Origin of the sequence: Novosphingopyxis sp. YJ-S2-01, from assembly GCF_016093175.1 — a bacterium.
In the GTDB taxonomy this organism is placed as follows: domain Bacteria; phylum Pseudomonadota; class Alphaproteobacteria; order Sphingomonadales; family Sphingomonadaceae; genus Novosphingopyxis; species Novosphingopyxis iocasae.
Genome location: NZ_JAEDAI010000001.1, coordinates 2,438,475 through 2,461,196 on the forward strand (window position 1 = coordinate 2,438,475; position 22,722 = coordinate 2,461,196).

Annotated in this window: 18 protein-coding genes and 1 tRNA gene; 8 read left to right on the top strand and 11 right to left on the bottom strand. The window is 61.9% G+C overall.

Annotation, left to right across the window (positions count from 1 at the left end; translation table 11 throughout):
• Positions 1-74 precede the first annotated feature (74 nt).
• Entirely contained in the window at positions 75-2,648 is a 2,574-nt protein-coding gene (gyrB, locus tag I6A82_RS11970; RefSeq protein ID WP_198095050.1) for a DNA topoisomerase (ATP-hydrolyzing) subunit B, read from the top strand.
• 69 nt (positions 2,649-2,717) lie between these two features.
• On the opposite strand, the gene I6A82_RS11975 is transcribed toward gyrB, so the two are convergent.
• The gene (locus tag I6A82_RS11975) at positions 2,718-3,524 is read right to left on the bottom strand and encodes a BON domain-containing protein (protein ID WP_198095051.1); all 807 of its coding nucleotides are present in this window, start codon (positions 3,522-3,524) and stop codon (positions 2,718-2,720) included.
• A gap of 333 nt (positions 3,525-3,857) precedes the next feature.
• Here I6A82_RS11975 and I6A82_RS11980 point away from each other — a divergent pair, with 333 nt between their 5' ends.
• Positions 3,858-4,946 (top strand): hypothetical protein, encoded by a 1,089-nt coding sequence (locus tag I6A82_RS11980; RefSeq protein WP_198095052.1) that lies wholly within the window; start codon positions 3,858-3,860, stop codon positions 4,944-4,946.
• 17 nt (positions 4,947-4,963) lie between these two features.
• Positions 4,964-5,545 (top strand): fasciclin domain-containing protein, encoded by a 582-nt coding sequence (locus I6A82_RS11985; protein ID WP_198095053.1) that lies wholly within the window; start codon positions 4,964-4,966, stop codon positions 5,543-5,545.
• Positions 5,546-5,561: 16 nt separating this feature from the next.
• Here the strand turns inward: I6A82_RS11985 and dinB are convergent, their stop codons facing one another.
• On the bottom strand, positions 5,562-6,659 hold the full coding sequence (dinB, locus tag I6A82_RS11990) for a DNA polymerase IV (RefSeq protein WP_198095054.1): 1,098 nt from the start codon (positions 6,657-6,659) through the stop codon (positions 5,562-5,564).
• 91 nt (positions 6,660-6,750) lie between these two features.
• Here dinB and I6A82_RS11995 point away from each other — a divergent pair, with 91 nt between their 5' ends.
• Positions 6,751-8,040, top strand: coding sequence for a multidrug effflux MFS transporter (locus tag I6A82_RS11995; RefSeq protein WP_232343433.1), 1,290 nt, complete (start codon positions 6,751-6,753; stop codon positions 8,038-8,040).
• Positions 8,041-8,066: 26 nt separating this feature from the next.
• On the opposite strand, the gene I6A82_RS12000 is transcribed toward I6A82_RS11995, so the two are convergent.
• From I6A82_RS12000 to I6A82_RS12015, 4 genes are all read right to left on the bottom strand, one after another.
• The gene (locus tag I6A82_RS12000) at positions 8,067-9,485 is read right to left on the bottom strand and encodes a sodium-dependent transporter (protein WP_198095055.1); all 1,419 of its coding nucleotides are present in this window, start codon (positions 9,483-9,485) and stop codon (positions 8,067-8,069) included.
• 107 nt (positions 9,486-9,592) lie between these two features.
• Positions 9,593-9,970: a histidine triad nucleotide-binding protein gene (locus tag I6A82_RS12005; protein ID WP_198095056.1), complete on the bottom strand. Its 378-nt coding sequence runs from the start codon at positions 9,968-9,970 to the stop codon at positions 9,593-9,595.
• A gap of 27 nt (positions 9,971-9,997) precedes the next feature.
• A complete protein-coding gene (locus I6A82_RS12010) occupies positions 9,998-10,315 on the bottom strand; it encodes a phosphoribosyl-ATP diphosphatase (RefSeq protein ID WP_198095057.1) in 318 nt (105 codons plus the stop codon).
• 32 nt (positions 10,316-10,347) lie between these two features.
• Positions 10,348-10,824 carry a MarR family winged helix-turn-helix transcriptional regulator gene (locus tag I6A82_RS12015; RefSeq protein WP_232343649.1) on the bottom strand — a complete coding sequence of 159 codons (477 nt, stop codon included), beginning with the start codon at positions 10,822-10,824 and terminating at the stop codon, positions 10,348-10,350.
• 165 nt (positions 10,825-10,989) lie between these two features.
• Between I6A82_RS12015 and I6A82_RS12020 the strand changes: the two genes are divergently transcribed.
• Positions 10,990-12,075, top strand: coding sequence for a branched-chain amino acid aminotransferase (locus I6A82_RS12020; RefSeq protein WP_198095059.1), 1,086 nt, complete (start codon positions 10,990-10,992; stop codon positions 12,073-12,075).
• Between the two features lie 114 nt (positions 12,076-12,189).
• A tRNA-Gln gene (locus I6A82_RS12025) sits at positions 12,190-12,264 on the top strand.
• A 246-nt stretch (positions 12,265-12,510) separates the two neighbouring features.
• Here I6A82_RS12025 and I6A82_RS12030 read toward each other — a convergent pair.
• The 3 genes from I6A82_RS12030 to I6A82_RS12040 form a co-directional block, all read right to left on the bottom strand.
• On the bottom strand, positions 12,511-13,215 hold the full coding sequence (locus I6A82_RS12030; RefSeq protein WP_198095060.1) for a TetR/AcrR family transcriptional regulator: 705 nt from the start codon (positions 13,213-13,215) through the stop codon (positions 12,511-12,513).
• A gap of 66 nt (positions 13,216-13,281) precedes the next feature.
• A complete protein-coding gene (locus I6A82_RS12035; RefSeq protein WP_198095061.1) occupies positions 13,282-16,257 on the bottom strand; it encodes a TonB-dependent receptor domain-containing protein in 2,976 nt (991 codons plus the stop codon).
• A 208-nt stretch (positions 16,258-16,465) separates the two neighbouring features.
• Positions 16,466-17,176 (bottom strand): hypothetical protein, encoded by a 711-nt coding sequence (locus I6A82_RS12040; RefSeq protein WP_198095062.1) that lies wholly within the window; start codon positions 17,174-17,176, stop codon positions 16,466-16,468.
• A 6-nt stretch (positions 17,177-17,182) separates the two neighbouring features.
• On the opposite strand from I6A82_RS12040, the gene I6A82_RS12045 reads away from it, so the two are divergent.
• Entirely contained in the window at positions 17,183-17,665 is a 483-nt protein-coding gene (locus tag I6A82_RS12045; RefSeq protein WP_198095063.1) for a hypothetical protein, read from the top strand.
• Here the strand turns inward: I6A82_RS12045 and I6A82_RS12050 are convergent.
• Both I6A82_RS12050 and I6A82_RS12055 read right to left on the bottom strand, forming a co-directional pair.
• The gene (locus I6A82_RS12050; protein ID WP_232343434.1) at positions 17,653-19,191 is read right to left on the bottom strand and encodes an MmgE/PrpD family protein; all 1,539 of its coding nucleotides are present in this window, start codon (positions 19,189-19,191) and stop codon (positions 17,653-17,655) included. The two genes, I6A82_RS12045 and I6A82_RS12050, sit on opposite strands and share 13 nt — an antisense overlap.
• The gene (locus I6A82_RS12055) at positions 19,188-20,807 is read right to left on the bottom strand and encodes a carboxylesterase/lipase family protein (protein ID WP_232343435.1); all 1,620 of its coding nucleotides are present in this window, start codon (positions 20,805-20,807) and stop codon (positions 19,188-19,190) included. The genes I6A82_RS12050 and I6A82_RS12055 overlap by 4 nt, the downstream gene beginning before the upstream one ends.
• A 314-nt stretch (positions 20,808-21,121) precedes the next feature.
• Here I6A82_RS12055 and I6A82_RS12060 point away from each other — a divergent pair, with 314 nt between their 5' ends.
• Positions 21,122-22,699, top strand: coding sequence for a carboxylesterase/lipase family protein (locus tag I6A82_RS12060; protein ID WP_232343436.1), 1,578 nt, complete (start codon positions 21,122-21,124; stop codon positions 22,697-22,699).
• Positions 22,700-22,722: the final 23 nt, after the last annotated feature.

The window sequence follows — 22,722 nt, forward strand, 5'->3', positions numbered from 1 at the left end:
AGGAGCATTGATTAGCTGTGGATGGAAGGGGGGTTCGCCTTCCAAAGCGGTGAATTTCCGCCTATATCCCTTTCATGAGTGAAGTTCCTGAAAACCCCGCGCCTTCGGGCCCGAATTCCAACGCCTATGGCGCAGACAGCATCAAGGTCCTGAAAGGGCTGGACGCCGTGCGCAAGCGCCCCGGCATGTATATCGGCGATACCGACGACGGCTCCGGCCTGCACCATATGGTGTTCGAGGTATCCGACAATGCGATTGACGAGGCGCTGGCCGGTCATTGCGATAAGGTACTGATCGAGCTGAACCCGGACGGCTCCGTCTCCGTGGAAGACAATGGCCGCGGCATTCCGGTGGACATGCACAAGGGCGAAGGCGTGTCGGCGGCCGAGGTCATCATGACCCAGCTGCACGCGGGCGGGAAGTTCGAGAATACGAGCGACGACAACGCCTACAAGGTGTCCGGCGGCCTGCACGGCGTCGGCGTTTCCGTGGTGAACGCGCTGTCCGAATGGCTGGAGCTGACCATCTGGCGCGACGGGCGCGAACATTGGATGCGCTTCGAACATGGCAATTCGGTCGCCCCGCTGGAAGATCGCGGTCCTGCGCCGGATCGCGGCGGAGAACCTTATAGCGGCACCCGCGTCACCTTCCTGCCGTCCACCGACACGTTCAAAAATGTGAACGAGTTCGATTTTGACAAGCTGGAGCACCGCTACCGCGAGCTTGCTTTCCTCAATTCTGGCGTGCGCATCGTGATCCGCGATTGCCGCCACGAAGACCCGGTCGAGAAGGAAATGTTCTACGAGGGCGGCATCGCGGCTTTCGTCAAATATCTGGACCGGAACAAGACCGCGCTACTGCCCGATCCGATCGCGATCAGTTCCGAACGGGACGGCATCGGCATCGACGTCGCGCTGGAATGGAACGACAGCTATTATGAGAATGTCCTAACCTTCACCAACAACATCCCGCAGCGCGATGGCGGCACGCATCTCGCCGCCTTCCGCGCCGCGCTGACCCGCACGCTCAACAATTATGCCGAGCGTTCGGGGCTGATGAAGAAGGAAAAGGTGAAGCTGACCGGAGACGATATGCGCGAAGGCCTGACGGCCATCGTGTCCGTGAAGCTGCCCGATCCGAAGTTCGGATCGCAGACCAAGGACAAGCTCGTCAGCAGCGAAGTTCGCCAGCCGCTGGAAAGCCTGATGGCGGACCGAATGAGCGAATGGCTGGAGGAAAATCCGCAATATGCCGCGTCGGTGATCCAGAAGATCGTCGACGCCGCCGCTGCGCGCGAGGCCGCCCGCCGCGCGCGCGAGCTGACCAGGCGCAAAGGCGTGATGGATATCGCCTCCCTGCCCGGCAAGCTGGCCGACTGTCAGGAACGCGATCCGGCGAAATCAGAACTGTTCCTGGTCGAGGGTGACAGCGCGGGCGGCTCCGCCAAGCAGGGCCGCGACCGGCATTACCAGGCTATCCTGCCGCTGAAGGGCAAGATCCTGAATGTCGAGCGCGCACGGTTCGATCGGATGCTGTCTTCCAAGGAAGTCGGCACGCTGATCCAGGCGATGGGCACCGGCATCGGGCGCGAGGACTTCAACGTCGAGAAGCTGCGCTACCACAAGATCGTCATCATGACGGACGCCGACGTGGACGGCGCGCACATCCGCACGCTGCTCCTCACCTTCTTCTACCGCCAGATGCCAGAGATCATCGAGCGCGGGCATCTCTACATCGCGCAGCCGCCGCTTTATAAAGTCGGGCGCGGCAAGAGCGAGGTGTATCTGAAGGATAACAACGCGCTCGACGCTTATCTGATCGATGCCGGCCTGAATTCGATGGTGATGGAAACCGAGGGCGGACAACGCGCGGGCGAGGACCTCCGCACGCTCGTCGAACATGCGCGCCGCATGCGCAGCCTGATGGCCTATATCCCGCGCCGCTACGATCCCGCGATCATCGAGGCGCTGGCCTTGGCGGGCGCATTGTCCCCCGATCTCACGCCCGATCAGCGCGAAGCTGCAGCCGCAGAAGCCGCGCGCTGGATGGACGCCGCCGATGAGGAGGGCCGCTGGTCCGCCCATGTCGGCGAGGAAGGCGGTTATCGCTTCGAGCGGTTGTGGCGCGGCGTGACCGACCATCACCGCGTCGATGCCGGGTTCCTCGTCTCCGCGGAAGCACGCAAGCTCCACAAGCTCGCGACCGAGGAGAAGGACAGCTACGCTACCGCCAGCCGTCTGATGAGCCAGAAGGCCGCCGAGCAGGAGGCCGAACTGGCCGAAGCCGACGATCCGCTCGCCGAAGAAAGCGAAGGCCAGGAGAACGAGCCCAACCGCCTCACCGCGCGCGCCGACGACGGCGGCGCGGCGGGCACGCGCATCACCCGGCCGAGCGAACTGCTCGACGCAGTGCTCGCCAGCGGCAAGAAGGGCCTGGCGGTTCAGCGCTACAAGGGCCTCGGTGAAATGAACGCCGAACAGCTCTGGGAAACCACGCTCGATCCGGAAAATCGCGCCCTCCTGCAGGTCGAGATCGAACAGGCCGACGTCGCCGACGAGATCTTCACCAAGCTGATGGGCGACGTTGTCGAACCGCGCCGCGAGTTCATTCAGGACAACGCGCTGGATGTGGCCAACCTCGACGTCTGATCCGCCAAAGGAAAAGGGAGAGCATTGCTGCTCTCCCTTCCCTCGCGTTGCGCGAACTTTTGCGGCTTATCAGCTCGCTTTGTTGGAATAGTCCTGCTCGTCGCCCATCGGACTGACGTCCGCTTCGGGTGAACTGCGCACAGCCGATCGGGGGGTGGCGCCGGCGGTGTAGCCATAGCGCTGATCGCGTGCGAAATTGCGATTCATGCTGTCATCGACCCGCAAGTTGTTCTGCACATGGCCGATACCCGCCACGCTGTCGGCGAGATCTTCGGCGCGGCGTTTGGCCCGCCTGCTGTCAACGGTGCCGTCCATGGTCACTTCGCCGTCTGTAACGCTGAGCTCGATGTTCGATGCATCGAGCCTGGGATCGTGGAACATGCGTTCGCTGACATCCTCCAGCATCTTGTCATCGGAGCGAACATAACCCTTCGGCCCGCGCCCGCGATGGTCGAGATCGCGCCGCGCAGCCGCCTCTTCGTCGCCAAACCAGCTGGCCACTTCGTCACCGGCACGCTCCATCCAGCCGCGATCGCTATCGCGGTAGCGGCGTTCCTCATCCTCACCGCCCCGCTCCACATAAAAGCCCGTTTGATTGCCGAAACCGCCGGTGTGGCGATCATCGTCCAGCGGCGCATAGGTGTCACCAAATGCGCGCTGCTCGCGACCTGAATAGGCGCCTCCACTTCTCGATCGCTGCACGTAGCGCTCGTCAAAGGAGGTTGTGCCCTGGCCATAGGATGCACTCTCGGGGCTTTGCCGTCCGTCGTATCCGCGGTCCCGCTCCATGCGATTGGTAAAACTGCCGAAGCTTTGTTCGCTACGGCCACCGGCGGCTCCGGTGCGAAACGCAGAATTGTCGTAATCACGTGCCATGATCTCATGTCCTCTCTACTCGCGCGCGTGTCTGGAAAGACTTGTCGGCACTCGCGCTACTGCAAGTAAAAATGTTGATCGGGGCCGTTCGTTCCGCTGCTTGCGACGGTCAGATTCGTGAGAGGGCGAGCGCTTCAGAACCCCGAGCGTGAGCTAAGGCGCTGGTTATACGTCAGCAAATCGGCCGTCCTTTGAAGCCGGCATCATGTCTCCTGCTGTTGGCTCCGACCTGGGAAAACGATTAGCGGTGCGCCGATTGCGCCAAGTTTCTACCTCCAAGATCGGGAACCTTTGCAATCAAGCGACCATTGCGCATCCAGAACAAGGAGAATCATGATGCGTAACTTCATGTATGCTGCCGCTTCCATTGCCATCGTCATGGCAGGTCCCGCTTTGGCTCAAGGCAAGGGAAACGGGAATGGCAACGGTCATCAGGGCCAAGGCCCTGCCCATGCCGGCAAAGCCGATCACGGAAATGGCCAGGCTAAAGGCAAAGGGCCGAAGATGGATCGCGGCCCTTCCGGCCCGGAACGGATCGCTCAGCAAATTGGCAATCCGGGTAAGGGAAATGGCAAGGCCGATCGTGGGCCTGCCAATCGTAACGACATTCGTGAACAGGTGCGCGGTGCGCAGCGGGATATCGAAGGTCGCGTTTCGCGGAGCGTCCAGCAAGCGCGCCGTGACATTCGCGGTAATATCGACGAGGCGCGCCGGGACGTAACCTTACGCGGCAACGATGTCGTCCGCCCGCGCGATCGCTATGAATTCTTTGAGGATGGCCGTCTGCGCTTCGGGGACCGGCGACAGGTCGATTACGGCCTGATCAACGGGTGTCCTCCGGGCCTTGCGAAAAAGAACAATGGCTGCCTGCCGCCGGGCCAGGCGCGCAAGCTCTACGATCAGCGTCAGGCTTATTATCGCGACGATCGCGGCTCGCTGCTGAGCTATCTTGGCCTCGAACCGCGCTTTCGCGATTCCAATTTCGTTTATTCGGACGGCTACGCCTATCGAATGAACAACAACAATTCGCTGGTCACCGCTTTCCTGCCACTCGTCGGCGGTGCGCTGTTCCAAGGACAAACCTGGCCGCAGCAATATGGTTCGCAGGCCGCCCCGACCTATTACAGCGACTATTATGGCCGCAATAATCCGAACTACACTTATCGCTATGCCGATGACACATTGTTCGGGGTGAACCCGCAAAACGATACGATCAGCACGATCGCGGCACTTTTGACCGGCAACAACTTCGCTGTCGGCCAGCCGATGCCGGCGGGCTATGACGTTTACAATGTGCCCTATCAGTATCGCGATCGCTATTATGATCGCCCCGATGCCATGTATCGGTACAGCGACGGCTACGTCTATCAGGTCGATCCGAAAACCCGCTTGATCCAGTCGGTTATTCAGTTGCTGACCTGAAAACAGGGGACATTTCCATGACGATTTCCAAGATGACGGCGCTCGCCGGGGCCGCGCTGTTGTTCAGCCTTTCGGCTTGCGGTCAATCTGCGGACGATACCGCGAAAACGAGCAGTGCGGCAGAGAAAGCCGATCAGGCCGATCTGGTCGAAACGCTCGGCGATGCGGGCGATCTTTCGACGGCGGCAGGATTGATCAAACAGGCGGGGCTGGAGGCGGCGCTCGAAGGCCCTGCCCCCTATACGCTGTTTCTGCCGTCGAACGAGGCGCTCCAGGCGGTTAATGCCGAACAGCTCGACCGTCTGAAGAGCGATGCGGGAAGACCTGAACTGATCGCACTCCTACGCTACCACATCGCGCCCGGCGTTCTCGCCCAGGAAGATCTGGTCAACGCGATCAAGAGCGGGGACGGCACGGTTGAGATTGCCAATGTCGCGGGATCGAACCTTGAATTTACCCAGCAGGGCAACCGGATCGGCATTGGCAGCGGCGATCAGGCCGCGATGGTCACCGGTGAGCCAATCGTGGCCGGCAACGGCGTTATTTACACAATCGACCGCCTGATCCAGCCGGACGGTTCCGGCGCGCCCTCTTCCTGAGCGATCAACTGATCGATCAGTCGAAGGCGAAGGTTTGCTGCACCGGTGTGGCCGCCTTCGCCTCCTGCTCATCGCGCTCCAGGGATCCCAGGGTTAAACCGAGCAGTCGCACGCCATTCTCCACCGGCAATATGTCGGTGAGCAGGCCATGCCCAATGGCGGAGAATTCCTCCCGCGATGCAACCGCATGCTCGATGGAGCGCGCACGGGTGATCTGACGGAAATCGGCGAATTTCACCTTCAGCGTCACCGTGCGTCCCCTGACCTGCCGTTCGGCTATACGGTCCCAGACAATTTCCACGATTCCGTCCAGCGCTTCGCGCAGGTCGCCCTCGCTCCATTTATCCTCGCCATAGGTTCGTTCTCCGCCCAGAGACTTGCGAATACGGCTCGACCGAACGGGACGATGATCGATCCCGCGCGCCATGCGGAAAAGCCCCTCCCCCCAACTGCCGAAATGTGCCGTCAGCCAGGCCACATCCTTTTCACGCAGGTCCGCACCCGTCTGGATGCCGAGCCGTGCCATCTTCTCGTTGGTTTTCGGCCCGACGCCGTGAAAGCGCTTCACCGGCAGCGAGGCGACGAATTCCGGCCCCTGCTCAGGCAGAATCACGCATAGGCCGTCAGGCTTGTTCTGGTCGCTCGCCAGTTTGGCGATGAACTTGTTGTAACTCACCCCCGCGCTGGCGGTGAGGCCGGTCTCTTCGCGGATTGCCGCGCGGATGGCCTTGGCAATCTTCACTGCCGATCCGATGTCCTGCTTGTCCTGCGTCACGTCCAGATAGGCTTCGTCTAGCGACAGCGGCTCGATGGCGTCGGTGAAACGCTGGAAGATCGCCCGAATCTGGCCGGACACTTCGCGATAGACGTCGAAGCGCGACTTCACGAAAATGAGGTCCGGGCAGCGCCGCGCCGCAGTGACGGACGGCATGGCGGAGCGCACGCCGAACACGCGCGCCTCGTAACTTGCCGCCGCCACCACCCCGCGCCGCGACGATCCGCCCACGGCCACCGGCTTTCCGCGCAATTCGGGATGATCGCGCTGCTCCACACTCGCGAAAAACGCGTCCATATCGACATGGATAATCTTTCGAAGGGGCGGCGCGTCGGGCATGGGATCGCCAAGCGATATAACGCTATGCTGGCCTTTTTACACGGCTTCGCCCGGCTTACCGCGCGCGCAATAGCGCTTGTCCCTTTTGTCCATGGCAATTCAGACCCCTGCGCCTCATATTGCTGCGATGCAAAATGAAGCCGCCCTCTCCCGCGGCGTGAAGCAATTCGCGCTCGGCCCCAAGGAATTCGTCGCGATGATGGCATCGCTGATGGCGATGAACGCACTGGCGATCGACGCTATGCTGCCAGCGCTTGGACAGATCTCGGACGATTTCGGCCTGAGCGACCCGAATCTGCGGCAATGGATTGTCAGCGCCTATTTGATCGGCACCGGTGCCGGCGCTGTGTTTTACGGGCCGCTCAGCGACCGGTTCGGTCGCCGCCCCGTTCTGCTGGGCGCGGTTGCCACCTACACCTTCCTGTCGATCCTTTCGATCTTCAGCGGTAGCTTCGCCATGCTCGTCGGTCTGCGTCTGGCGCAGGGCATCGCGGCCGGTGCGTTTTCCGTGCTGGTCGGATCGATTGTGCGAGACCGCTATTCCGGCGATGCCATGGCGCAGTTGATGAGCTTCGTGTTCATCGTGTTCATGGGCGTGCCCGTCATCGCGCCGAGCCTGGGTTCCGCGATCCTGGCCTTTAGCGAATGGCACATGATCTTCGTGCTCCTGGCGCTGATGGGCGCGGCGGTGGCGACTTGGGTGTTTATGCGCCTTCCCGAAACGCTGAAGCCCGAGCATATCATTCCCATCAAACCCTCCGCCATCGTGGACGTGTGGGGCAAGGTGATCACCCACCGCCAGGCGCTGGGCTATATGTTCGGCTCCGGCATCGCCTTCGGTGCGCTGTTCGGCTTCATCAACAGCGCGCAGCAGATTTTCTTCACCACTTTCGGCGCGGAAGATGTCTTTCCCTATGCGTTTGCGGGCGTCGCAGGCGCGATGGCATTGGCCAGCTTCTTCAACAGCCGCATCGTCATGCGTTTCGGGGCGCGGCGGGTGAGCCATAGCGCGCTGATCGCTTTCATCGCGCTGTCCGCAATTCACCTCGTCAGCGCGTGGAACGGCGAATCGCTCACCGCCTTCCTGATCCTCCACGCGCTCACCATGAGCATGTGCGGCTTCATCGGCGCAAACTTCTCCTCGATCGCGATGGAGCCGTTCGGCAACATGGCGGGCGCCGCGTCGAGCTTCCAGAACTGCATGCGCATGCTGTGCGCCGCCGGCCTCGGCGTCATCATCGGCCAGGCCTATGACGGCACGGTGGTGCCCCTCGTCAGCGGGTTCCTGATCTGCGGCAGTTGTGCCCTTTTGCTGCTGTTATGGTCGGAGAAAGGCAAGCTGTTCACCCGGCCCCGTACCGCCAAGCAAGTGATGGTCTGACCCGCCCCCATCGGGAGCGGGCACCGTCAGCTTATCAAGCCGAACACCAGGATCGCGCCCACCGCGATCGGGCAGAGCCAAGCGATCAGGAAGCGCCACGTCAGGTGCAGCCCGCCGCTGATGCCGTTCTCGTCATCGGTCAGGCGCTTGTCCGCGATCCAACCAACGAAAACGGAAACCAGAAAGGCCGACAGCGGCAGCAGGATTTTGCCGGTAAAGATATCGACGATCGAGAAGAAGTTCTGGCCTTCGAAAATGCTGAAGTTCAGAGGATGCCAGTTTTCCAGTGAGTTGAACGACATCGCCGACAGGATACCGATCGCAAAGGCAAGGATACCAAGGCCGATGGCGGTCACCGCCCGTGGCAGGCCCAGGCGCTTCATCACCCATGCCGTAGGCGCTTCGAGGAGTGCGACCGAGCTCGTCAGCGCGGCAAACAACACCATGACGAAGAACAGCAGCCCGATGAACGATCCCGCCGGCATGGTCTGGAAGCTGGCCGGTAGCACCTGAAACATCAGCGTCGGGCCGCTATCCGATGCCAGGCCTGCGGCGAAGACAATCGGGAAGATCGCCAGCCCCGCGATGATTGCAACCGACGTGTCCGCCGCGGCGATGATTGCGGACGTGGATGCAAGGTTCGTCTTGCGGTCCGCATAGGCACCATAGGTTATCATCATCGCCGAACCCAGCGAAAGCGAGAAGAACGCCTGGCCAAGCGCGGACAGCATGACATTGCCATGCAGCAGCCGCGACGGATCAAAGGCGAACAAAAAGGCAAAGGCCTCTCCCGCCGCGCCCGTCGCAAGGCTGTAGAGCGTGATACCGATCAGCAGGATGAAGAAGGTCGGCATCAGATAGACCGCGATCTTCTCGATTCCGCCGCCCACACCCCGTGCGATGACGAAAACGGTCACCGCCATGAACAGGGCATGCAGGCCGATCATCAATCCGTTGTCGGCGAAAAGCGCAGGCAGATAGCCCTGCACCTGCTCCAGGCTCTCTCCCTGGAAAGCGCCGCCCAGCAATGCACCATTGCCGATGCTGGTGGCGACATCGCCCGCAAACAGGCCGATATAATAGATCACCCAGCCCGCGATCACGCTGTAGAAGGTAAGGATCAGGAATGCGCCCAGCATGCCGATGCCCGCCAGCGCGGACCAGGCGGTGGACGCACCGCTATCGCGCGCCACCGTCTTGGTGCTCTCGATCGCGTCCGCCTTGCCGTGCCGCCCGATCAGCGTTTCCGACAGCAGCACCGGAAGACCGATCAGCACCACGCAGAAGATGTAGAAAATGACGAAAGCGCCGCCGCCATTGGTGCCGGCCTCCGACGGAAACCGCCAGAGATTGCCCAGCCCGACCGCCGATCCCGTCGCAGCCAGAATGAACCCCCAGCGCGAGGACCAGCCCTCGGTCGTCTGCTTACCGGCCGCTGCCGCCATATTATGCCCCTCGCTCGCAATTTATTTTCTTTGAAAGACCGCTTATATGCGGTGCGGCGCGAAGATCAAATTCGGCCGGCGAATGCTGGCCGCCTCAGCGAGCGCAATTAGCCTGCCAGCATCGGGCCCAGCTTCTTGCCGGCGAACAGGTGGACGTGCAGGTGGCCGACCTCCTGATGCGCATCGCTGCCGATATTGGCGAGCAGGCGATAGCCCGGCTCTACCAGCCCCAGATCGCGCCCGACCTTGCCTACCGCGCGTACGAATCCCGCAATTTCCGCCTCGCCCGCTTTTTCCGAAAAGTCGTTCCAGCTGACATAGGCCCCCTTGGGGATCACCAGCACATGAGTGGGGGCCTGCGGGTTGATGTCCCTAAATGCCAGCGCGTGATCGTCCTCATAAACCTTGTCGCACGGGATCTCGCCGCGCAGGATCTTGGCGAACACATTGCCCTCATCATAGGGCTGGGTGGCATCGACGCTCATGGACAATCTCCTAAGATGTGCGCGCGCCTACGCTTGGCGGGCGGCTTTTTCGGTAAGGCCGGACAACCCCTCGCGCCGTTCGAGTTCGGCCTCCACCTCGGCCAGCGATACGCCGCAATCGGCGAGCAGCATGAGATGGTGGAAGATCAGATCGGCGGATTCGGCAATCACGCCGTCCCGGTCGTCCGTCACCGCGGCGATCACCGTTTCGGTCGCCTCTTCGCCCAGCTTCTGCGCGATCTTGGGGCGTCCCTTGGCGCGCAGCCTGGCGACATAGCTCGCCTCCGGATCGCCTGCGCGACGCTCGGCAATCACCGCTTCCATCCGGTTCAGAATATCGCTCATGTTCCCCGCGTGGCCCGCCTCGGCCCCATCCGTCAAGGCCGATCGGTGCCGCGCCGCGCCAACCCGGCCACCATACGCCGCTCGGCCGGGGCCAAGAGCCCTTCCAGCACTTGCCAGAAGCCCGTCACCGCGCCCTGCCCGGCATCCCCATAGGCCGCCGCCATTCGCTCGCGCATCGCTTCGAACAGCGCGGCTTCGATGCGCCGTCCTTCGTCGGTGAGCGAGAGGAGCCGTTGGCGCCGATCGTTGCGACCCACCCGGCTTTCGACCAGACCGCGCGCATCCAGATCGTTCAGCACGCGGCCGAGCGATTGCTTGGTAATACCGAGATAGCCGAGCAGCGCCTTGACGCTGAGGCCGGGATCTTGCGCGATGAAGTACAGGCAGCGCGCATGGGCCCGGCCCAGCCCCGCTTCGGCCAGCGCCCGGTCCCCCGCGGCCTCCAGCGCGCCGGACGCGAAATGCATCAGCTCCAGCCCGCGCCGCACCTCTTCCTCGCGCAGGAACATGGGCGATGCGGGGGGAAAGTGGCTGCTGCGTTCGGGCAAGGCGGCGGGTCCTCTGCGGCGTCGGGGCGGTGCAGGATGGCTGGCGCGCGCTGCTCTGGCAAGCATGGTAAAATCGCCGACATCCGCCGGTGGAAATGGCCGCGAAGCCGCGCTAAAGCGGCGCGCATGACAAACTTCCCGGCCGAGCCACACCCCCATCCCGTCCCCGCGAGCGAGCGCGATAAGCTGCTGGAGAATCCCGGCTTCGGCAAGCTGTTCACCGATCACATGGTCACGCTGCGCTGGAGCGAGGATGAGGGTTGGCATGACGGCAAGGTCAGCGCGCGCCGCCCGATCGAAATGGACCCGGCCACCGCCGTCCTGCATTATGCGCAGGAAATCTTCGAAGGCATGAAGGCCTATCGCCTCGGCGATGGCGGCGCGGCACTGTTTCGGCCCGAACAGAACGCGCAGCGCTTCCAGCGTTCTGCTCGCCGCCTCGCAATGCCGGAATTGCCCGAGGCCCTGTTTCTGGAAGCGATCGAAACACTCGTGGCGACAGACGCCGACTGGATCCCGCCGGGCGAAGGCGCCGCTTTGTACCTACGCCCCTTCATGTTCGCGAGCGAAGTCTTCCTGGGCGTGCGGCCGGCGAAGGAATATCTTTTCATCGTCATCGCCAGCTCGGTGGGCGCCTATTTCCAAGGCGGCGCCGCGCCGATCTCGCTCTGGGTTTCGTCGGATTACAACCGCGCCGGCCCCGGCGGCACGGGCGCTGCCAAATGCGGCGGCAATTACGCCGCCAGCTTGCTGCCGCACGGCCATGCGCTCTCCAAAGGCTGCGATCAGGTGTGCTTCCTCGACGCAGCCGAGCACAAATATATCGAGGAACTGGGCGGCATGAACCTGTTCTTCGTGATGGATGACGGCAGCCTCGTCACACCGCCGCTGACCGACACGATCCTGGCCGGCATCACCCGCGATTCGATCATCACCCTGGCGCGCGACGCCGGGCACGAGGTGCGCGAAGAGCGCTATGCCTTTGCGCAGTGGAAGGCCGACGTGGAAAGCGGCCGCTGCGTGGAAGCCTTCGCTTGCGGCACCGCCGCGGTGGTGACGCCGGTTGGCCATGTGAAGTCCGAACAGGGAGATTTTACCATTGGCGACGGCAAACAGGCCGGAGAGGTCACAGCCAAGCTTCACACCCTGCTGGAAGCAATCCAGCGCGGCGAACGCAGTGATGCGCATGACTGGGTGAAACGTCTCGGCTGAACTCTTTGAGCCATTCCGGTCATCGAAAAGTGGCTTGCAGAGTTTGGCTGCAAACTACCCTTCCAAACGCAGCGATGATCCGTATATAGGCGCGCAGGACGCAAACGCGCCTGCTGGGGTGTAGCCAAGCGGTAAGGCACCGGTTTTTGGTATCGGCATGCGCAGGTTCGAATCCTGCCACCCCAGCCACTAAATTAGGCTGTCTTGAACGCCTGAAAGTGACCCGCCCTTCGGCGTCTCACGCCTGCGCTTCCGCCTCGCGCTTACAATTTCTAGCCTTAGGTCGACGTGACCAAAGCCGCTAGACTTCCTCCTTGAATAAACCGAGTGCACGTCTAACGAGCACATAGAACTTGCACCCGCTCCTTATTATTCTTCAAGAAACGTGGATTGCACTACTAAAGGTTAAGCTGCCGGGCCTTCTTCTCGCAAAACTTACTCTCTTCCGTCTATCGCCGGAAAGTCCCTGCTCTCTTCGAGCATTCGCTCGGTAATCTGTTGCTTATACCAAGATAGCAGTTCGAACGCCTCTTCGGCCTGATCTTCATTTCCGGTGATCACCCATTCTAGCACCAATCCCCGCATCGCCGCTTGGTGCAGGCGGTTCATTGTATCGATCAGCTTATCCGATGTGATGCCTGCACGGCGAGCGAGCTTTTTCGCTTTAACCGCCTGGAATCGATCGAGCTTGGCCAAGGTGCGGGAGAGATCGGTAATTTGCGGATCACTGCGCGAACCGATCATGATTTCCATGATGGCAATGGACTCCGGCTCGCGAATGTTGGCCCACGCCGCATCAGTCAACGCAATGAAGCGATCCACGCCTTCCTTTGCGTTTCCGAGAGCCGCTTTGCGCTTGGCCGTCAGGCGCCGGATAGATTCGCGGGCCACAGCCTCCAGCAGTTCGGGTTTGCCCGGAAAATGATGCAACAATCCGCCCCGGCTTATTTTCGCAAGCTCCGCCACATGGATCATCGTAGTGGCCGCATAACCCTCCTCGGCCAGGCAGTGGATCGCTGCATCAACGGCGCGCCGACGAGACTCTTCGCGCCGCTCAGCTTGGGAACGCCGTTGACGTGGTTTGATACTACCATCGCCCGCCGATGCGGCGCGCTTGTCGGGAGGCGATTGCTTGGTCATTCGCGGTCTTTCGCACAGGCTGCGGTTCGCCGCCAAGTTGCAAAATCGTGGGCGGCGACGCGGCCTTTAAAACCGCGCCGTCGCTCCTACAAAAAAACGCCGCCCGATAACGTCATACGTAGATGTTGGCGTTACCGAATTTCCGCCGAATTCGGGCGGCTGGCGATCGGCAAGATTGGTGATGCCGCCACGCAGTTCAAAATCGCGGTTGACCACCAACCGCCCGATCAGATCGAAATAGCTGATCGCCGGCACCCCTTCGGCGTCCGTATTGGGATCGGTGACGATGATGGAATTATCCTGCTGACCGATATAGCGCCAGCGCAGCGACAGTGACCCCAGTTCCCCGCCGACGCCCAATGTCGTGACGTGTTTCCACGCAGGATGCGTACTCGAAAACCCGTCAATTTGGGCATTGCCGACAGTGCCCGCATAATCGCGTACCGGTTCCGAATCGACGGACTGGATCTTGTAGTCGATCACGTAGGTCACTGCGCTTTTCAGGAAGAGACGACCGATATTTGCGACATCCAGCGATGCGTCGACCTGAAAATCGATACCGGACGTCTGATATTGCGCCAGGTTGAAGAGCGGCTCCTGGATATTCGCGAGAAGGCCCGAGGCATCCCGTTCGATCAGCTGGCAGGCGAAGTTCTGTGGATCGTAATCAGGGTTCTGCCCGCCGAAATTATAGCATTGGTTGAGCGCGATCGGGCTGGTCACATAGCCGATCGCATCGTCTACCTTGATATTATAGTAATCGACCGACAGCGAAAAACCGTCCAGCACACTGTCCATGAACAGCGGTTGCAGTACGGCGCCGATGGTGTAGCTGTCCGCGGTTTCTTCCTGCAAATCGGGATTGCCGATCCGGAAGGCAGCGTTGGCCGATCCGGAATAAGTATAACCATCGACCAGCGAAACCGGCACGCCCTGCGCAATGCATAGGGCACGTACCTGATCGGGCGAAACTCCCTCGATGCGCCCGTTGCGGGCATCGCCAGTGACATCGCAAGGGTCACCTCCTCCGCTCGCCGCACGACCGATAATGCCAATGGCACCCTCTCTCGGCGCGAAAAGATTGCCGAGGCTGGGCGCGCGAATGGCGCGCGAATATCCACCGCGGATGGTCAGGCCGCGCATCGGCGTCCAGTTCGCGCCGGCCTTGTATGTATGAACCCCGCCGATCCGATCATAATCGGAATAGCGATAAGCCAGATCGAACTCGAGCCCGCGCAGGACCGGCAACAAAATTTCGCCGTAGATTTCGGACACCGAGATGTCGCCGCCCGACGACGATTGGCCGGACGTGCCCAGCACCTCAGGAGCGGTGGTGACGCCCGGCGTTCCGGTCGGCTGGGGGCTCAGGCGCGGATCGATCGCGGCATCGTAGCTGTTGCGCCGGTACTCCGCACCAACGGCGAATCCCGCCGTTCCGCCCGGAAGCTCAAACATCTGGCCGTTCAGATTACCCTGCACCACCGTCTGTTCGAATGTAAAACGGTTGGCCGTATCGATGGTCAGAAAATCCGAGCAGGATTGGGAAGCAGGTGCGAAACCGAACGGATCATAACCCCCTTCGCACAGGCTTGCGCCGCCGTCCGCCGCACTGACGACCTGATTGAAACGGCTGCGGCTGATCTGGTTGAAGGTTCGCGAATTCTGCGTTGTCTTCCCGTGGCTAACATACACATCGAAGCCCAAGGACGATCCCAGCTGCCCTTTAAGGCCGCCCAGCGCCTGATAGACGTCATATTGCTCCTCAACCCGCAAGCGGCCGATACGCGTTCCCGTGAAATAGTAGGAGAAAGGTGCGGTCGGGACCGGCCGTGCATTCAGCAATATCCGGAGATCGGGCGTAATGAACGGGTTGCTGACGGGGATCTGGATGGGATCCACCACCGATTGTAGCACCCCGGACGCAGACGTCTGATCGACGGTGTAATTGGCGTAGTTCAACTGCGCATAAGCGGTGATATCGGATGAGATATCAAACTCGCCGCGGCCGAAACCGGTATAGCGCTCGATCGGCAGTTGAACGGTGGAATCGTAAAGGCTGCGCTGACGGATAACGCCCTCGGCTACAATATAGCCGGTCCCCTGCGTGTTACGCAGATTGAGGGCGCCGTTGCGGCCAATAATCGTGCCGTCGGCATTGATGTTGTAGCTGCTCGAAACACCGGGAATGCTGGTGCCATAGGTGTTGGCGAACAGATTGCGGAATGCCGCGACATTTTGCGGCCTTCCGAAGCCGAAGGGATTACGACCGGACTGAATGATCAGGCCACTGGTGGGCGATGACGTACCATCCTGGTTATCAAAGAAGGCGCGGGCGTTCTGAGAAGCGGTGTCGCGCTCTAGATAAGATCCCGAAAGGAAAATTCGGCCGCGCTGATCTGCGAAGTCCGCTCCCCAGGTCAACGATCCGCTATAGGTGGCGGCATCGCCGAGCTCGGAAATGCCTGCGCTGCCTTCCAGTTCGAACCCGCGGAAACGGTTGTTGAACTTGAAGTTCACTACCCCGGCAATCGCATCCGATCCGTAGACGGCGGAGGCGCCCCCAGTGATCACCTCGACCGTCGAGATCAGCGCAGAGGAGATCGTGTTGAGATCGACCGCGCCCGATGTGTCGGAGGGTTGCAGTCGGCGCCCGTCGAACAGCACCAGCGTGCGCTCAGCCCCCAGACCGCGTAGATTGGCATTGGCCCGCCCGCCCGAGCCCCCGGTGATGGCCGAGGTTTGAGAGCCTTGCGTGGCCTGGAATTGGGGAAGAGCGTTCAGCGACTGCTCTATTGTGGCCGGGCCGGAATCCTGGATGAAGTCCTGATCGATCGTCGTAATCGGGCTTTCGGCGGTAAAGTCCCGCCGTACGATGCGCGATCCGGTGACCACGATGGGCTCGGCCACGGGCGCGGGATTGCGATCTTCAAGGCCCAGCTCGTTGCTTTCGTTCGTGGGGGTTACCTGCTGCGCCAAAGCGGGGTTTGCCATCCCGGCCAGGCACACGCCGCACAGTGCGGCGATGCGTACATGCCTCATCATCACTCTCCCATGTTTGGAACCTGCTTTTTGCAGTGTTCCCGCCGACTTGCGGCGTTCGACCGGCACGATGCGGCCATTAATATAAACAGTCAAGTATGTTTGTAACTTAAGTGACTAGCTGATTGACGCTTCTGAATTGGCTCAATTTTTTCCAACGATCGACGGACCAGTGCGGACGGAAAAACCGCGATGGAAGCCACACCCATGTTCATTCCACGGAATAATTGGGTAGGGCTGACAGCGCGCTCATCCTGACGCCCCGCGCCCAAGCGGCACGGCCGACCACGAACTGCTCTTCCGGATCGTCGGTAAACGGAAGCCCGGAGGCTGCGAACGCGCTTCGGATACGGCGGCGCGCCTGCGCATCGAGGACGGGTACCGCCCCCGCCGGTGCATGCGGGTCAGGTGGAAGCAGGCCGCCATTTCCTCCGCCGAGCCAGGAATAATAGCGCATATGCGCCCAAGGATGCGCGCCCTTGCGTATGACATCAGCTTGGATGGCGAAGAACCGGTCCAGAACCGGTTGCAACTGCCGCGCCGTACGATCGAGTTTTCGGAAATCCGATAGTAGCGAAGCCCGCAGCAGCTCGCTCCCCAGGGGAAGCGCAGGCGTTTGCACCGCCTCCGCATTCCACTGCCCGCTCCAGCCGATCTCGATATGTCTTGCGAGAAGCGGGAGGAAATCGAGATTGACCGGCCCCATGGAAAGCCGATCGCCAAGGCGCGCGCAAAGCTGCATCGTAGACAGGAGAGACACGGGCTGGGAAATCTTCATCGACGTCACATTCGGCAGATCCGCAAGCCGGTCATAGACATCCAGTGGCTGGCCCGCGGGGCCGAGGTGAGGGAAATTCCTGCCCTCGCCCAGCGCGGCGTACAGCATGATCGGTAGCTCGGTGGCCGTGATCCGATCCTTCATGGAAGTATGGAGATCGTGCGCATCAATGTCCGGGGGATGGCGCGGTGCAAGCAGGACCAACTCGACCCCGAGCTTTTCCAGCGCCGCGATCAACGCCCGGTCATCCGCCGCGCGCGCGTTAAAGACTATGCCGTGAACCGGAAGGCGTCCGGCCGCTTCGTCGATGATAATCCGATGGAACTGTTCCCACCGTGGATCACCCGGAACGGTCCAGTTGACCATCGGCAGGGTGCCGCTGAAGCCGTGGGCTATCGCTTGATTGACGTCGCGGCGGATCGCCTCTTCATCCAGCGTTTGAAAATCCTCCAGGAAGCTGGGGAGAAAGAGGTTCATGAGGCCGCGAAGATGGCGCGCGCTCCATTCGCGCTGGACGGTCGAGCGGTCAGGACGCAAACGCTCGGCCGTCGGGGCGAACACCGAGAAAGAGGCGGTTTCTCGAGCGGCGGGACCGCCGGACGTCGGGTCGGGCCGCGCCATCAGCTCGTCTGAAAGCGCATGAGGGCCACCAAGGGCTCAATCGATGACACGTCGTCGAGCGATGCGCATAGCGCAATCAATCTTTTGGCCCGGTCTTTTCCCAGAACCGGCACCACCAGCTCACGCGCCTTTTGTTCGACCTCATCCGTCTGCAAGGGATGCGTGGGAAAGCCCGGCACAAATGGCACGAACCGCTGATGCGTCTTTCCGTCCTTGGTGGTCAGGTTCACACGAGCGCTTTCGGTGCGGGCCTCCCCCTCCCCCGTTTCGAGTGTCGGATCGGCTACCACCTCCACCTTCGTCGCAAGCGCTTTCGCCCGCCTATCCGTGTTCATCCGATCGAGCGATTGCGCGTCCACGAAGTCCAGCCGCCCGTCGATCATGATGATCGCGGCGAGATAGGGGATGTTGAGCGCGGGCATGTTGGCGCTGCGGAACGTGTCCGCCGACCCCGGCATCTCTACCCGAATGGCGGCGATCTCCTGCGTTCCGATCTCGCGCCGCAGATCGAGTAACGCGCGGACAGCAGGTTGAGTGGGGCCGCCCACCGGATAGCGCTTCATCGCAGCATGGCTCATCTCGAACGTTTCGCCAAGGCCTTCGATCAAGACGGACGGATCCGCGCCCTCCCCGCTAAGCGCTGGCCAGCGGAACCAGCCCTTGGGGGCATCCAGACTATCGGGAACGCCGGTGAACCCCATGGATGCCATGAGCGCGGCCTGCAGCCCATTGCGCGCGCCCATTCCTGCAAAAACGAACGCCTTTTCGACATGCTGGACGTCCAGCATCCATTGCCAAGAGCCCGAGGCCTGCTGAGCGCAGTAAGCCAGCATATGATTGACCTGCCGCTCATCAAGCCCCAGCAGTGCCGAGCTCGCGGCGCCAGTTCCGAACGCTGGGCCGATACCGTGATTGGCCAGACCCGCCTTCCAGAGATTGCGCGTCCCGATGGCTTTGGGCATGCGGCCCGCCAGTTCGTAACCGGCTACCAGCGCGCTGATCAAATCATGGCCGGAGCGACGGTGCTTGTGCGCCAACGCGATCCCAGCACTGACGATTGCCGGGCCGGGTTGCACATATGCGGACGGAATGAAGTCGTTAATCTCCGCGGCATGCGCGGTCATCGCCGAAGCGAAGGTCGCATCGATCAGGCTTGCGCGATGCATGGAGCCCAGGATCGGGCTCTCCAGTCCGCCGCTCAGCGTCACCGCGTATAGCCGCCCGTGCCGCGCCGCTTCCAGCGAGCTGCAGGCGATGATCGAAGCAAGCGTGTCCAGAATATGTAAGCGTGCACGCTCACGGATGGCGGACGGCACGGCGGCGCTGGTGGCTCCGGCGATATAGCGCGTGATCGCGGGCATGACGGCGATCCAGTCGCCGCCGTCGCTTTCCTCGTCAGTTCCGGCGCTGGCCTGCGCCGGTTTCAGCGACGTAGGGCCGAGCGCAGCCAGCACCCCTCCCCCCACGAGCGCGGAGCGACGACTGATGTTGGTGAGGGCACGCTCTGCCTCGAGAACGGGCGCGCCCTTCTGCGTCATTCGACGTCCCCGCGCCCGATATCGATCCCGTCCCAGAAGCGGCGAATTTCGGCGCGCGGATCCTGTTCGACATGCGCGTCCAAGTTCATGATCATGGTGGATCGGTTCGCTTGATCATAAGCGGCCCAGGCGGGCAGCTTATCGTTATTCGGGTCACCACTGGCGGCGAAGCTGGCCCAGCTGGACGCGATCTTGTCGGCCATCGCCAGGCTTTCGTTACTGGGCCCGTTGAGGCCGCCGCGAATGCTGTGAAGGCTGGGTGCAACGTCGATGCCATGAACCGCGCCGTAGCGCCCACCGAAGGCCGGGCTGGGCCAGGTCCACAAATAGGTCCAAAGCTTCGCACCGCTCTGCGCCGCCTTGCGCTCGGCCTGCGCGAAAGCACCCTTGCGGAACCAGATGTCGCTATCCATGCGGGCCGCGAGCAGGAACGGCGTCTCGCCCGGCGCTTCGGCACGGTAGAGGTCAAGCACCTCAGCCGCTCGATCGCCAGCCCGCTTACGCGCGAATTCCCGCAGGCCCTGTTCGCTCATGTCGAAATCGACCATCCGGTAAGATCGCTCGTCCAGTGCGGTCGAGATGATCATCGGCACTTCGGCGCTCACCTTGGGCGCGTCCGGATCGAACGGATGCCGCGGAAGCACGACGCCGTCGACCACCGGCGCAAAGGATGTGGGTGCTTCGCCCTTCGCCCGCGCCGCCGCTTCCAGCTTGGCCTGCGTTTCGAGGAGGCTCGTCCAGGGAACGGACTGGAGCGCAGAGACATCTTGGATATCCAGCGCCTTCATAAGCTTGGCCGCGTTTTGGACGGCAATCTCCTCGGGCATCATGCGCAGCGCCGATCCGCTCATGACACCCGCCCGGTGAAAGAGGCCCTTGCCACTCGGCATCGCCATCAGCGTGCTCGTCTTGGCACCGCCGCCGGATTGGCCGTAGACCAGCACGCGGCCGGGATCGCCGCCGAACTCAGCCACATTGTCGCGCACCCAGGCCAGCGCGGCGACGATATCTTGCATTCCTACGGTGCCGGAGGATGCGAACTCCTCACCGGCGACGTCCGCCAAATGCAGGAAGCCCAATGCGCCGAGGCGATGGGTGACGGAGATGACGACGCTGTCCGAAAAGCGCGCCATCTCCTCCCCGTCCATGCCGATATTGTTGCCCGATCCGCCGTAGAAACCGCCGCCGTGGAGCACGACGATTACCGGTTTTGCCGCTTGCCGATCCAGCGTGGGGGACCACAGGTTGAGCGCGAGATTGTCCTCGCCGGGGCCCCGCGGCTGATTTTCAAACATGATGAGATCGGCATAAGCATGCCGCCGATCCCCCGGGACCTGCGGAGCCGTGTCGGAATATTGCAGCGCACCGCGCACGCCGGACCATTTTTCGACCGGTTGCGGCGATCGGAAGCGATTGGCCCCGGAAGTGGGTGCGGCGTAGCGGACGCCGAGAAACTTGGCGATCCCGCCCGCCAACATTCCGCGCAATTTGCCGTTCGTGGTTTCCACCACCGGGAAAAGCGATTGCGCTGCTACGGGACGTGTCGCGATCAATGCGCCGCCTGCGAGCGACATCCCCATGAACCGACGCCGGTTCGGCCTGACAAGCATATCCATAAGCCCTCTCCCTTGTGCCCGCCTGCCCCGATCCGGGCGGCGGTTATCGAGGGCATGATGCCTGCCGCCGGCAATCTAATCAAGAAACAATCGTGACTGTCTGTAAAATACGCGCTACACACTCTCGGTGATCCGGTATGCCGCGCCGAGTTCCTAACGAACACGGTGACTGGTCGAATGACGAAGCCGTTCGAAGAAACGGTACGAGGAAAACGGGGCGATCGAGAGCGCCCAGAGGAGAGGAAACACTTATGACAACGACTTGCAGATCACGTAGCTGGATGCCTGCCATTGCCTTGATGGCATCCGCTGCCATGACCGCATGCACAACCGTTCCGGCAGGTTCCACAAGCACCGAGAAGGCTTCCGCCGTCCCGATTCTGGAAACGAGTAATGGACCGGTTATCGGAACGCGCAGCGAAGACGGAAAAGTCAGCATTTTTCGCGGCGTCCCCTACGGCGCATCCACGGAGGGCAGGCGCTTTCAAACCGCTCTGTCCCCAGAGCGCTGGACCGAGCCTCGAGACGCGACGCAGTTCGGCGCCGATTGCCCGCAGCGCCCGTCAGGCGACGTACCAGTCTTCCGGTCCTGGGTGAACGATCTGCCGCAAAGCGAGGATTGTCTGTTCGTCAACGTCTGGACCCGGGGGCTTTCGGACGGAAAGAAACGGCCGGTCATGGTCTGGCTACATGGCGGCGGCTACGTCACCGGGTCGGGCTCAAGCCGCGGCTATGACGGAACGCGGCTGGCCGAGCGCGGCGATGTCGTGGTCGTCACCCTCAATCATCGGCTGAACGGGTTCGGCTATCTCTATCTCGCCGGCGTCACCGACGATCCGCGTTACGCCGATGCCGGCAACCTGGGCAGTCTGGATACCGTCAAAGCGCTCGAATGGGTGCGCGACAATGCATCGGCGTTCGGCGGCGATCCGGACAATGTTACCATTTTCGGCGAATCAGGCGGCGCGGCCAAGGTGTCGACCTTGCTCGGAATGGAGCAGGCGGACGGCCTGTTCGACAAGGCGATCGCCCAGTCCGGATCGATGTCCCTCTCCGGTTTCACCCCCCGGCTCGCAACCGGTCTGACCCGCGATATCTTCAAGACCGCAGGTCTTGAGCAAGGCGACGTCGCCGGGCTCGCGGCTTTGCCGACAGAGCAATATGTCAAAGTTCTCATGCAGTCGAAGACACATGCGGCGTTCTTCCGCCCCGTAGTCGACGGGCGATCGCTGAAGCGTCAGCCCTTCGCACCCGATGCCACCCCGATTTCCAAAGACGTTCCTCTGCTCGTCGGCACGAACCGCACGGAGATGCGGCTGCAGGCAGGCCTTGCCGATCCAGCGGCCTTCGATCTCACCTGGGAGGAACTGCCCGAAAAGCTGAAGCCTGTCGTGGAAGATGCCGACGTAACCGCCGTGATCGACGGAATGCGAAAGGCCTATCCCGATGCGGATGCGAGCGAGGTATATTTTCAGGTGGCCACGTTCCGCAATTATCGCAGCACGGCCATCCTGCAGGCTGAACGCAAGAGCGCCCAATCCGCAGCCCCCGTTTACATGTACCGGCTGGACTGGGAGACTCCGGTGGAAGGCGGCCGCCTGAAAGCGCCCCACGCCCTCGATATCGCCTTCGTATTCGACAATGTGGCGCGTTCTACATCGTACACCGGGGTCGGTCCGGAGCAACAGCGCATGGCGGACCTCATGTCGGAGGCGTGGATAGCTTTTGCGCGTACCGGCAATCCGAACACGAAGGACCTGCCTGCCTGGCCGCGCTACGATGCCAGGGGCCGCGCCACCATGATCTTCGAAGTGCCGCCGAAGGTGGTTGACGATCCCGATCATGAGCGGGAGCTTCTGCTGCGCCTCCTTCCGGAAGGCCGCGGTCTGTGAAACGTTCGCTAGGACTAGCCTGT

Excerpts from the sequence above, each read along its gene's own strand:
- gyrB (WP_198095050.1), top strand. The coding sequence starts at position 75 with ATGAGTGAAGTTCCTGAAAACCCCGCGCCTTCGGGCCCGAATTCCAAC.
- I6A82_RS11975 (WP_198095051.1), bottom strand. The coding sequence starts at position 3,524 with ATGGCACGTGATTACGACAATTCTGCGTTTCGCACCGGAGCCGCCGGT.
- I6A82_RS11980 (WP_198095052.1), top strand. The coding sequence starts at position 3,858 with ATGATGCGTAACTTCATGTATGCTGCCGCTTCCATTGCCATCGTCATG.
- I6A82_RS11985 (WP_198095053.1), top strand. The coding sequence starts at position 4,964 with ATGACGATTTCCAAGATGACGGCGCTCGCCGGGGCCGCGCTGTTGTTC.
- dinB (WP_198095054.1), bottom strand. The coding sequence starts at position 6,659 with ATGCCCGACGCGCCGCCCCTTCGAAAGATTATCCATGTCGATATGGAC.
- I6A82_RS11995 (WP_232343433.1), top strand. The coding sequence starts at position 6,751 with ATGGCAATTCAGACCCCTGCGCCTCATATTGCTGCGATGCAAAATGAA.
- I6A82_RS12000 (WP_198095055.1), bottom strand. The coding sequence starts at position 9,485 with ATGGCGGCAGCGGCCGGTAAGCAGACGACCGAGGGCTGGTCCTCGCGC.
- I6A82_RS12005 (WP_198095056.1), bottom strand. The coding sequence starts at position 9,970 with ATGAGCGTCGATGCCACCCAGCCCTATGATGAGGGCAATGTGTTCGCC.
- I6A82_RS12010 (WP_198095057.1), bottom strand. The coding sequence starts at position 10,315 with ATGAGCGATATTCTGAACCGGATGGAAGCGGTGATTGCCGAGCGTCGC.
- I6A82_RS12015 (WP_232343649.1), bottom strand. The coding sequence starts at position 10,824 with ATGTTCCTGCGCGAGGAAGAGGTGCGGCGCGGGCTGGAGCTGATGCAT.
- I6A82_RS12020 (WP_198095059.1), top strand. The coding sequence starts at position 10,990 with ATGACAAACTTCCCGGCCGAGCCACACCCCCATCCCGTCCCCGCGAGC.
- I6A82_RS12030 (WP_198095060.1), bottom strand. The coding sequence starts at position 13,215 with ATGACCAAGCAATCGCCTCCCGACAAGCGCGCCGCATCGGCGGGCGAT.
- I6A82_RS12035 (WP_198095061.1), bottom strand. The coding sequence starts at position 16,257 with ATGATGAGGCATGTACGCATCGCCGCACTGTGCGGCGTGTGCCTGGCC.
- I6A82_RS12040 (WP_198095062.1), bottom strand. The coding sequence starts at position 17,176 with ATGAAGGATCGGATCACGGCCACCGAGCTACCGATCATGCTGTACGCC.
- I6A82_RS12045 (WP_198095063.1), top strand. The coding sequence starts at position 17,183 with ATGGAGATCGTGCGCATCAATGTCCGGGGGATGGCGCGGTGCAAGCAG.
- I6A82_RS12050 (WP_232343434.1), bottom strand. The coding sequence starts at position 19,191 with ATGACGCAGAAGGGCGCGCCCGTTCTCGAGGCAGAGCGTGCCCTCACC.
- I6A82_RS12055 (WP_232343435.1), bottom strand. The coding sequence starts at position 20,807 with ATGGATATGCTTGTCAGGCCGAACCGGCGTCGGTTCATGGGGATGTCG.
- I6A82_RS12060 (WP_232343436.1), top strand. The coding sequence starts at position 21,122 with ATGACCGCATGCACAACCGTTCCGGCAGGTTCCACAAGCACCGAGAAG.